Source organism: Pseudonocardia sp. McavD-2-B, from assembly GCF_024124365.1.
GTDB classification, from domain to species: domain Bacteria; phylum Actinomycetota; class Actinomycetes; order Mycobacteriales; family Pseudonocardiaceae; genus Pseudonocardia; species Pseudonocardia alni.
Map to the genome: position 1 here is coordinate 1 of NZ_JAMXSG010000201.1, position 10,903 is coordinate 10,903.

Genomic DNA, 10,903 nt, shown 5'->3' on the forward strand with positions numbered 1-10,903 from the left:
CTCGACCTCGGCGACCATGCGCACCGCCCGCTCACGCAACTCCGGCGGATACGGCGGCTGGGAACGACGTGTCATGACTCCATCTCCTCAGAAGATCAAGTCTCCCGACACGCCGGGGCGGTTCAGTGGTGTGGGCGACGTGCTGGTCGATGAACCTCACCAGCGCCTCTGTGCCCGGTAGATCCCGGCCGCGAAGAAAGGCCGACGCCGTCCCCAGGATCTCGTTGGCCCGTCTAAGTTCGGTGTTCTCCCGCCGCAGGCGCTTGAGCTCCTCGGACTCCTCGGTCGTGGGTTCCGGCCGGTCATCGGTGTCGAGCTCGGCTTGGACCTATTTGCGGACCGTCCCACCGAGCCGACCCCCAAGTACTCCGCGACCGCGCGCATCGCCGGCCATTGCGAGTCGTAGTCACCCGCGATCTCGGCGACCATGCGCACCGCCCGCCCGCTCCCGCAACTTCGGTGGGTAGTGCCCCTGGGAACGACGACGTGTCCTGGCTCCATCTCCTCAGAAGATCAAGTCTCCGGCCATGCCGGGGCGGTTCACTGGTGGGGCTTGACAGGGCCGTGGTCGCCCTATCGCGGACCTGCACAACGTTGGTGCGAGCTGTCGGCACCAACCGATCGCGTGTGTGCCGACACCCGCGGCGGTGGATCATCAGAGGATCGAATGGGCAGCGAAAGGCCTGGGTGTAAACGTCGTTTACACCCAGGCCATGTGCAGGTGCCGCTGCACTTCGGAGCCAGAGGATCTGGCTCGTCCTACGCCGTCACTCCGCAGGACTGGCGTCAGGCGCGGTGGTGGACTCGAGGAGCAGACGGACGAGCTCGGCCCGTTCGGTCTCGGTGAACACTTCCCGGATCGACGCAGCGGCGCGAGCCGGGCTCGACACCGCGATGCTGCGGCGCGTGCGCTTCGGCAACTCGGAGTTACCCAGGGCGCCTCCCGCCGGCCGCCGCCGATACGGGGGGCCGGCTGCGGCGATGGCTTCCTGCTCCGATATCGGCAGAGTGCCGAACTGGCGGGCCTGCTCGAGCTTGAGCGTCCCGGTCTCGAGTGCATCCCGCAGCGGAGGAATCAGGTCGAGCAGGGCCATCCGTTGGCTGACATACATCGGAGTGCGTCCGATCCGTGTCGACAAAGCCCGCCGGCTGATGTTCGCCTCTTCGAGGAGGCGCTTCATCGCCTCTGCCTCATGGAGTGGACCAAGGGCCTTGCGGTGGCTGTTCTCCACCAGCATGACCTCGTACATCGAGGCGACCCGGTCGTCGTTGACCAGAGCCGGGATCTGTTGCAGCCCAGCCACCCCAGCGGCGCGAAGCCGGCGATTGCCGATCAGCGCTACCCAACGGGCGCTGCCCACAGCGGCCTGCTGCTCGGGGTACCGATCGACGAAAGCAGCAGCCGAGCAGACGACGATGGGCTGCAAGACCCCGTGATTGCCAATCGTCGCGACGAGCTCGTAGAACTCGGCATCCTCTTCGTCCGCGGCAGCGCGTTGGTTGAGCGGGTTGGACACGATGTCCCCGACCGGGAGCATCGACGTGGCCGGACCGGGATCCGCTTCCACGACAGGTTGGGGGGCGGTCGGCGGCGGTGGCGCCGGGGCGGCTGATGCTTCGACTGGCGTGCGGGCCGAGTAGTCCTCGGGCACCTCTTCCCGTGCGAGCTCCGCCAGGTTGACGCGCTTACCCACGGCTCAGCCCTCACCAGGGGTGTAAACGTCGTTTACACCGCTCGCGTGTCGCGGCCCTTCACCACCAGTGCCGAGGACCTCCAGGGCGAGTTTGAAGAAGTCCTGACGCGCTTCGAGGGCCACGCGGTTCTTGGCGTACTGGACCACGGTGACGCCCTCGGCTGAGGCACGTGTGTGGAGTTTGTAGTGTCGGATGACCGTGTTGAACACGGGCCACTTCTTCGCGGCCACATAGTCGCGGGTCTGGTCGAGGTCGCCCGTCCCGTCGCGGGGATCCCAGTTGTTGAGCAGCACGCGCCACGGGACCCCCGCGGGCTCGATGACCCGCTGGATGGAGCGCGTCGCCGGCGAGAACGACATTGGTTCGGGCTCCAGCGGGACGATGACATCATCGGCCTGTGTCAGGACGGTCTGTAGAATCGACTCGTCTTCCAGGCTCCCCGGGGTGTCGACGAAGATGTGTGAGTACTGCTTGATCTCCCGCAACTTGCCGAGCAACTGCGGATTGTCGTGGCACTGCTCGAAGTCGAACGGCAGGTCGTCCCCGACCCGCTGGGCCCACTCCAGCATCGAGGCCTGTGGGTCAGTGGAAACACCCAGAACCGGCGACGACTCTGCGGTCCCGCCCAGGGTGTCCGCGACGACCGCGGCCAAGTTGACCGTGACGGTCGTCTTCCCGACGCCGCCCTTCTGATTTGCAACCACATGTACGCGAGCCATGGAGTAATCCCTCCGTCTGCTTCCCACCTGGCAGGTGGTACTTCGGATCCCCTCCATCGTGGCAGACCCTGCCCACGCCTTTGTGCAGGTGGGGCGTCCTCCGCGCGCCGCTGGAAACATCGAACATACATTCGACGAACATATGTACGATTGATCTCGTCAGGGTGATCGAGCCGCACTCCACCCTGTCAGCCCCCGATACCAGTCGAGCGCGCCTATGCGGGGTGAATCGACTGGTAGCCGCGAGCATCGATCGGAATGCTGGACCTGTCCCGCAGGATGGCTGTGTCGGTGGCGATATCCGAATAGTCGGATCGATCCGTGACGTCGACGGCGTCGGCGACGAACACCGGCATGCCGCGGTGGATCACCAGCACGCGACCCGGTGGAAGCTTGCGAATGTCGCCGGGACGAAGGACCGGGGTGGTCTCGCTACTGAGCGAGTGGCGCGTACTACTGAACAGACCATCGGTGTGACTCTGGCGCCGATACGTCTCGTGTGTGCCGCAGAGGTCGGACAGCGCGTGCAGCGTGCGATCGTCCTTGATTCCGCCCCACACACTCAGACCGACGGTGTTGTCCAGAACCTCCCGAGAGCCCACCGGGCCGAACAAACGTTCCAGCTGAGCAAGTGACTGCGCCGACCAGTGGATGATCACGCCTCGACCTGCGGCGTCGGAGATCACCTCAGCGAGGCGGGGGACAGGCGTGCCGTTGGCGAGCTCGTCAAACACCACCGTCACAGGCGGGTCGACACGACGGGCAGGGAAGTCCATAGCCATCTCCTGAGCCGTCCGCAGCCAGTGCTCCGCCAGAGCTGTCAAGACCGGGACTGCCTCGGCCGCCTGCTGCTGGTCAGCGATCAGGAAGAGCGACCCGCCCTGTGCGATGAAACGACGAACGTCCAGACCGTGCCCGTGGGCAGGGCTGATCAGCTCCCGGACCCGGGGATCGGTCCAAGCCCCGACGACGCGGCGCACCGACATCCACACCGCCGACGCGGTCCGGGGGTCGAGCGCCATCTCCGCAGCCAGGTTGGCGGCGAGTTCCGCGCGGCCTGCGTTGCGGAGAATCGTGACCGGTGCCGGATCCGCGGGGAGCCTCCGCCTCGGTGCCGCCGTAGGGGGCCGGCCCCCTGGCCTACCCGCCGCTGCCGGCGCGGCTGAGTCAGCCTCAGGAGGCTCGGTGGCCCAAGCACGGATGGTGTCCACCGACGAGCCGGAAACTGCAGCGGCAACGAGGTAGGCGGTGAGCACTACGACGGCGCGCTCCCGGAACACCCGATCGTTGCCAGCACCACCACCGCCGCCGGCCTCCACTCGCAGCGCTGAGGCTTCGACCAGGGTGTAAGCGCGTCGATTGGCTTCCTGTTGGTCTTCGCACCCACCGATGAGGGCCCAACGCAGTGGAGCGGGCCACCGCAGCCGGCCCGTGCTGTCGTGAACGATGACAGGACCAGCCACGGGGCGACGAGAGCGGGCCAGCGCGGCGAACTCCACCAAGTCCAGCTTGGTGGTCGAGCACAGCAGGGCCCCGGGAGCGTCGAGGACCTTGTGCACCAGGTCTTTTCGAGACTTCCCCGACTGGGTCGGGGCCAGAGTGCCCGTGAGGTTGACGAAAGATCCGTATAGCTGCTTGTTGCGGTACCGGTAGAAAGGGAAGCCCAGCTCGGTCGGCGGGACGCTCCGTACTTCGCCTGGGCTCAACGACGGCCGGGTCCGTTCCGCGCTCCGTCGGAGCGCCGTGGCGGACAGCTCCGCGTTGATCTCGTCGACGCTTGCGTGGCCGCCCGGTGCCGGGGCGAAGCGTCGACCACCCCACCGGACGGCGAAGGCGGTCACGGCGACCAGCACGACGGCCGCCACCGCGGCGCAAACAAGGAACAGCGTCCAATGCCGCATAAGACGCCCAGCAGTGCCATCGGCAGACAACGGAGCACCGAGAGAGCCCCGGACGATGTCTGCGACGTCGGAGAACCCAACCCACATCGGGAACGCCGCGCCGAGAAGGAGCCCAGTGACCACGGCCGCCAGCTCGACAATGACGGCGACAGCCAGCGCGAACCCCACAGCCGTCACGGGGAGGGCAACGTCCTGAACCCAGGGACGAGGAGCTCCGGACCGGGTCCTCACGACGCGTCCCGTTCAGAACGGCGGGCCGCGCCCTGATCGCGGCTCGTGGAACCCCCTTCGGTGCCAGCCTTGGAGCCCTGCGATAGAGCGCCCTGCGGCATGCCCTTCTCCGCCGAGACACTCTGCCCGGCTTCGGCGCCCGCCTGCCAGGGGCCGGTGATGGCGAACAGGGTGCCGGGCTGCTGGATCCCGGCGAACAGCACCGTCCCGTCGGGGGAGAAGGTGGGGCCGGTGAACTCCGAGCCCATCTGGCTGCGGGCGATGGGGTAGGCGGTCCCGTCATCGGCGACGCCGGCGAGGTGGTTGTCGCCGTCGCCGTCGGTCGACACGATCAGCCCGCCGAACGGGGCGGCGACGATGTTGTCCGGTGCCTCGACGGTCTCTCCATCCGCTTCCACAGCGAACACCGTGGTCAGGGTCAGTGTCGAGGCGGTCGGATCGTAGTGCCAGATCTGGCCGCGGTGGGAGTCGGAGAAGCTGGAGACCAGGTAGGCGCCGGGGGCGCCGTCGTGGTCGGCCCACCAGGCGCCCTCCAGCTTCTTCGCCCGGGTGATCCCGTCGAGCGAGCGCACCGGACCCCGCGCTGCGTCGCGGTCGGTGACCGGCACCCACGTGACGGTGTAGGAGGTGTCGGCCTGGTCGAGGTCGGCGACGACCTTGCCGGACCGGTCGGCAGCCGCCATCGCGGCGAGCTCTCCGGCGCCCGCGTCGAGGGCCTTGAGCGCGCCGCTGCGGCCGCGGAACCCGGTGGGTGGGGTCCACCGGTAGACGGTGCCGTAGGGGTTGGAGGTGTCCTCGGTGAGGTAGATGGTGAGGGTGTCGGGGTCGACGCAGCAGGCCTCGTGGACGAACCGGCCGAGGGCTTTGATCGGCTGCGGGTCTCGGTTGGCCTGCAGGTCGACCGGGTCGACCTCGAAGACGTAGCCGTGACCGTCCTTATCGGTCTCCTCGCAGGTCAGCCAGGTGCCCCAGGGGGTGACGCCACCGGCGCAGTTGGTGGAGGTCCCGGCGAGTGCGATGGTCTCCCAGATGAGCTTTCCGTCGGGGGTGGTCTTGACGACGGTGCAGCCGCCGCCGGCGTCCTCGCGCCAGGTGTAGCCGCGCAAGTGCGGGACGGCGCCGTCGTCGTCGGGGCCGCCGCGGACCTCGTGGTTGAGCACCACGAGCACGTTTCCGTCCGGAGCGGGGAACGCGGCGGCACCGTCGTGGATCCCGGGGGAGGCGTGGTCGGAGTAGAGGCGGGTCTTCCCGGCCTGGGTGACCACTCGGTAGGAGAACCCCTCGGGCAGGGCGAGCATGCCCTTCGGGTCGTCGACGAGCGGCCCGTATCCGGCTGCAGCACCCGGCTGTGCCGCGGTTGTGGCGCGGTTCAGCAGACCGTGGACCGGGCCGGACACGGCGACACCGAGACCGACCTGCCCTGAGCTACGTAGGAACTTCCGTCGGTTGATCAGCACGGGTCCTCCCGGGGAGCGGCTGCTGGGGATGTCAGGCGATGGGCAGCGGTCATGAGCCCGCGGCCTCGGCGAGGGCTGTTTCAGCGCGGGCAGCGGGGACGGGCGCCGGGGCCGGTGCACCGGCGGGGCCGGCGATGTGGCGGACGTGGGTGATCTTGTCGGTCCAGTCCGAGAGCGGCTGCAGGATGACTCCGGTGCTGGAGTCGTAGGCGTTGACGACCAGGCCGTTGCCGACGTACATGCCGACGTGGCGGGGGTTGGTGGGGGAGCCGAGCGAGCCGGGGATGAACACCAGGTCGCCGGGGGCGATGGTCGCGGGGCTGGCGGGGGTGCCGGCGTTCTTCTGGTTGACCGTTCCTGCGGGGATCGGGACGCCGGCGGCGGCCCAGGCGGCGAGCATCAGCCCGGAGCAGTCGAAGCCGTTCGGTCCCTTCGCGCCCCAGATGTAGGGCTTGCCGAGCTGGGCCAGGGCGTAGGTGACCGCGGCGCGCTGGGCAGGGTCGGAGGGGCCGACGAAGCCGGGCGGGAGCTTGGTCGGGTCGATGTTCGACGGGGCCAGCGGGACCCCGGCGCCGCCCTGGTCGGGGCAGGCGAACACCGGAAGACCAGTCGAGGCCAGCTGCACGTCCGGTGCGGCGCCGGGCGTGGCGGGGACGGGGTTGTCCGGGCCGACCCAGAACCGGTCGACCAGGGCTGCGGCCGGTGCTTCCTGGGGGGCGTAGCGGTCGGGGAACGCCGAGCGCTGCACCGCCTGCGCGGCGGTGCCCGGTGGCATGGTCGCCCAGCCGGGCAGGGCGATGAGGCGGTCCAGGAAGATCCGGGTCGCATAGTCGGGGTTGAGGACCTGCTCCGGTGAGCCCCAGCCCTGCGAGGGCCGCTGCTGGTAGAGGCCCAGGGAGTCGCGGTCGCCGCGGCCGACGTTGACCAGTCTCGATTCGACGATCACCGTCGAGATCGCGATCACCGCGGCCCGCTTGGGCAGGCCCCGCTGGACGACGATGTTGACGATCGTGGCGGCGTTGTCGGTCTGCTCGGCGTTCCAATCGGTACCGCCGATGGACTGCGACCCGCCACCCAGGCCTCCGTCGCCGCCGCAGCCGCCGCCGGGCAGGGCACCGTCGACCAGCACGCTGAGCATGGCCATCCCCATGCTGAACGTGGCGGCGAGGAACGTCAGCACCGCCGCGGCCAGCGCGAGTGCGATCGTCGCCTTCTTCTGGTCCACGGGTCAGCTCACCGGTGGGTGCCGCTGCGCCGCGCCGGATCCCCACCGGCGCCGGCCAGCGCCGGGCCGCCACCTGCGGTGGCGGGGACGGCGACCAGCCGCGGCCGCCCACCCGTGGGGTCGGCGGGCTGGTCGAGGGCGGTGGCGCGCAGCCCGGCGTTGGTGTCGAAGATGGCGCGTTCGGTCGCCGAGAGCACGGTCTGGATCTTCATGCCGGGTCGGTTCTCCAGCTTCCACAGCGCCCGGCCCTGGCCTTCCATCGCCCAGCCGGTGAGCACGGCCTGTTCACGCTCGGACAGTCCGAGCTCGTCGGCGAGCTCGTCACCGACCCGGGTGGACTGGCCGAGCAGGATCCGGGTCGAACACAGCGCGAGGAGGTCCTTGGCGATGGAGACCTCCTGGGAGCCGGCGGCGCCGACGGAGAGCAGGTCGGAGGGCTTGTGCATCACCAGGAGCTGGATCTTGCGTTCGGCTCGGGACAGGCGCAGGTCGGAGTCGACGGCCTGGACCGCGCGCAGCCCGAGTCGCATCTGGCGCCAGACCTCGTCGCGTACGACGATGCGCACGTCGCCGTCGTCCTGCAGGTCGGTGATCATCGAGGACCAGGAGCCGAGGCAGGTCAGAGCGACCGCGATTGCCTGATCGCCCCTGCTGCGCAGCAGCGAGAGGTCCATCGACTGCACGGGGGCGTCCCAGTCGAGGTCGAAGTTCGTCGGCTCGTCGAACAACCCGCTCAGGGGGCCGACGACGAGGTTGGACAGGGCGTCGGTGATCTGGCGGGTGTGGTCGAGGAATTGGCGGTGGGAGGCGAAGCGGGTGGCCTGCCACAGGTCGTCGTCGGGGTGGGCGAGCTGGTCGACGACGTCTGGGATGGTGATCGGGCGTAGCTCGTCCGCGCCGTGCTCGGCGCCGACGAGCCGGTTGAGCACGGTGGACAGGACGTGTTCGTCGGTGACGGTCGGGTCGTAGCCCTGGGCCTCGGCCAGCGCGGTCAGCAGCCTTGTCCAGCGCGCCAGGATGCCGGTGAGTTCCTCGCGCTGCCGCTCGGTGCTCCAGGTGCCCCACCTCGATCGGATGGGTCCGAGGTCCAGGGCGTTGAGGCGGTGGTGGCTACCGCGGCCGAGCGCGATCGGGGTGATCCCGAGCGAGCGCAGCAGCGGGGTGTACTCGCCCTTCACGTCACCGGAGATCAGGGAGCGGACGCCGAAGAGCATCATCCGCAGCATCAAAGCGACGACGGTGGAGGACTTGCCGCGGCCCGGTTCGCCGAACACCACCAGGTTCGGGTTGGTGACCATCTGGCGCAGCACCCACTCGGTGGGGTGGACGTAGAAGGCGCCCCCGGACTGGGTGTCGTAGCCCAGCCGGGCGCCGATGGCCGGGACGCCGTTGGAGGCCAGCAGCGGGAACAGGCCGCCCACCTCGGCGGTCGTGGCGCGGTAGATGGGTGCTCGCCGTGCAGCGTCGACGGCGGCCCATCCGCGGCCCGGCTCACGGTGGCCCTGGCGGGGGGCGGTGGCCTGGTTGACCCGACTCCGGCCGCCTCGCCGGCCGTTGGCGCGCTCCTCGTCCGGGCCGATGGGGTCGGCGGGTGCGGAGACGGGGATGCCGTCGAGGTCGGTGAACTGGCTCAGCAGCTCGCTGGTGGTGCGCGGCTGTACGTGGCGGCGCTTACCGAAGATGCTCATGAGTCGAACGCCCTGGTCAGACGGGGCAGACCGATCCCGACCGGGAGGGCCGCGGCGACGAACGCGGAGTCCTGGGCCAGTTCCAGGCGCAGCAGCCGGAACCGGCCCGAGGAGTCGTTCTCCAGACGGGCGGCGTGGTCCTCGAGGTTCCACTCGGCGGGCACCGTGAGCGAGGAGGCCACGGTGAAGCGGACCAGGGCGTGCCCGGCCGCGACCGCTGCTTCTTGTTCGCGGGCGCCGGTCTGGCGGCGGGTGTCGACGGCGGTGGTGTTGAACCCGCGCTGGGCCTTGGCGTCGACCAGGACGTTGTTGCGGAATCGCTGGGAGCGCACCTCCCGGGCGGCGGCGGCCTGGGACAGGATCTCGTAGTGGATCTGCAGGGTGCGGCGCTCTCCTGCGGTACGGACCGCGAGCAGCGGGCCGAGGGAGCCGAAGATCGTCCCGGATTCCGGGGGCTGCACCGCGTAGGAGACCGAGGAGAACCCGTCGTGGTGATAGGCCCGGGCGGCCGGAGCGGGCGCGAGGGCGGGGCCGGCTTGGGAGATCGGTAGCCCCACCGAGCCGTCCGGGTCGGGCCGCATGAGGTGCTGGTACTGCAGGGAGGCGGCGGTAGCGGGGTTGAAGCCGGTCTTGATGGCCTCGGCGACCCCGGTGGAGGTCAGCCAGGTCACCGACTGCACGCCCAACCCGCGCAGACCGTCGGCGACGGCTTCCAGGACGCGGTAGAGCGCGTACGCGCGGCCCGCGACACCGCCGCCGGCGGCCTTGGCCGGGCGGCGCAGCGCGTCCTCGGTGCCCGACACGGTCACGAACAGCTCGGTCCGCACGCTGACCGAGGCGACGTCGCGGTCGATCTCGGCGGTCACCTGCCGGGCCAGTGTGGGGGCGTCGGCGCGCTGGTGGCGCTCGCGCCAGACCGCGTACTCGGTGCCGTCGTCGGGAACGGTGCGCACGAGCAGCGAAATGCGGTCGACGACCTCGCGATGCCCGAGTCCGACGAGCATCGAGCCGAGGCGGCGGGCGAGCTCGGCGCACTCGTCGTCAGACAGCATCCCGACACCGGAGTGGGTCAGGCGAGCGGTGGCGCCCCAGCGTCCCTGGTCGGTGTCGTGGATCAGGCAGATCCGCGAGCCGTGGAACTCCGGGCCGTCGGGGAACTCCAGGCGCGACAGCACGCCGGGCAGGTCGGGCTCGCAGCGATCACCGGCCAGCCCGGCCGCGGCGCGTGACTGCCAGGGGGACCAGCGCATCAGCACTCCTGTCTGGAACATGATCAGGTCGGCCAGCCAGCGGAACGCGGGGCGGCCGTGGACGGGCACGACGATCAACACGACGGTGATCGCAGCGAACACTCCCCAGCTCAGCGCGGTGGACCACTGGTTGCGCGACATCGCGATCAGCGCCGGAGCACACACCGCGATCACCAGGAACGCCTGGACCGGGGTGAGGCCGGCGATCCAGCCCATCCCTTCCTTGAGATTCAGCCCGCGATACACCCGCGGGCCGTGGGCCTCCTGGACAGCGCTCATGGGGTGTCGTCCTCGCGGTCGGTGCCGGCAGGTGCAGCCGGTGTGGTCGGGGGTTCGGGGGTCCACGCGGTGGGGATGGGCGTGGTGCCGGGTCCGGAGTCGGGGCGCCCGGCCTCGGGCGGTCCGGGATCGACCACTGGCGGTTCAGACCCGGGCCCAGGCTCGGGTCCGGTGGTCGGGTCGGGCTCAATCGGGCCGTTGTCACCCCCGGCGGCCGCGCTGGACCCGCCCCACGGCGCGGTCGCCCCCGCGTAGGCGCCCCGGGCGGCCGAGCCGATGTCCCCGCCACTGGGAGCGGGCGCGGGTCCGGGGTGCCCGACACCGGTCTGGGCCATCTGGGAGGACCCATAGCCGCCCGCGGCTCCCGCGGCGGCCTTGGTGGCCAGGTAGCCGCCCACCACCGCCGCGGCCGCGACACCCCCCACCGCGCCGAGCCCTGCCGCCGCGCCACCGGCGGC

8 protein-coding genes and 1 pseudogene are annotated in these 10,903 nt (G+C 70.2%); 1 reads left to right on the plus strand and 8 read right to left on the minus strand.

Annotation, left to right across the window (positions count from 1 at the left end):
- A partial coding sequence (locus tag NH602_RS22095; protein ID WP_253068808.1) for a hypothetical protein occupies positions 1-181 on the plus strand: 181 nt, incomplete at its 5' end.
- 586 nt (positions 182-767) lie between these two features.
- Here NH602_RS22095 and NH602_RS22105 read toward each other — a convergent pair.
- From NH602_RS22105 to NH602_RS22140, 8 genes and pseudogenes are all read right to left on the minus strand, one after another.
- Positions 768-1,694: a ParB/RepB/Spo0J family partition protein gene (locus NH602_RS22105; RefSeq protein WP_253068801.1), complete on the minus strand. Its 927-nt coding sequence runs from the start codon at positions 1,692-1,694 to the stop codon at positions 768-770.
- 3 nt (positions 1,695-1,697) lie between these two features.
- Positions 1,698-2,414 (minus strand): ParA family protein, encoded by a 717-nt coding sequence (locus NH602_RS22110; protein ID WP_253068802.1) that lies wholly within the window; start codon positions 2,412-2,414, stop codon positions 1,698-1,700.
- Between the two features lie 215 nt (positions 2,415-2,629).
- Positions 2,630-4,483, minus strand: coding sequence for a type IV secretory system conjugative DNA transfer family protein (locus NH602_RS22115; RefSeq protein WP_253068803.1), 1,854 nt, complete (start codon positions 4,481-4,483; stop codon positions 2,630-2,632).
- A 59-nt stretch (positions 4,484-4,542) separates the two neighbouring features.
- On the minus strand, positions 4,543-6,003 hold the full coding sequence (locus tag NH602_RS22120; protein ID WP_253068804.1) for an alkaline phosphatase PhoX: 1,461 nt from the start codon (positions 6,001-6,003) through the stop codon (positions 4,543-4,545).
- 49 nt (positions 6,004-6,052) lie between these two features.
- A complete protein-coding gene (locus NH602_RS22125; RefSeq protein WP_253068805.1) occupies positions 6,053-7,228 on the minus strand; it encodes a C40 family peptidase in 1,176 nt (391 codons plus the stop codon).
- An 8-nt stretch (positions 7,229-7,236) separates the two neighbouring features.
- Positions 7,237-8,916: an ATP-binding protein gene (locus NH602_RS22130; protein WP_253068806.1), complete on the minus strand. Its 1,680-nt coding sequence runs from the start codon at positions 8,914-8,916 to the stop codon at positions 7,237-7,239.
- Positions 8,913-10,445, minus strand: a complete 1,533-nt coding sequence (locus tag NH602_RS22135; RefSeq protein ID WP_253068807.1) for an SCO6880 family protein — start codon at positions 10,443-10,445, stop codon at positions 8,913-8,915. Before NH602_RS22135 ends, NH602_RS22130 begins: the two co-directional genes overlap by 4 nt.
- Positions 10,442-10,903, minus strand: a pseudogene (locus NH602_RS22140) (hypothetical protein); the annotation flags it as partial. The pseudogene NH602_RS22140 and the gene NH602_RS22135, both read right to left, overlap by 4 nt.

What these genes read in the sequence shown, in the direction of transcription:
- NH602_RS22110 (WP_253068802.1), bottom strand. Translation starts at nt 2,414, where the DNA reads ATGGCTCGCGTACATGTGGTTGCAAATCAGAAGGGCGGCGTCGGGAAG.
- NH602_RS22130 (WP_253068806.1), bottom strand. Translation starts at nt 8,916, where the DNA reads ATGAGCATCTTCGGTAAGCGCCGCCACGTACAGCCGCGCACCACCAGC.
- NH602_RS22135 (WP_253068807.1), bottom strand. Translation starts at nt 10,445, where the DNA reads ATGAGCGCTGTCCAGGAGGCCCACGGCCCGCGGGTGTATCGCGGGCTG.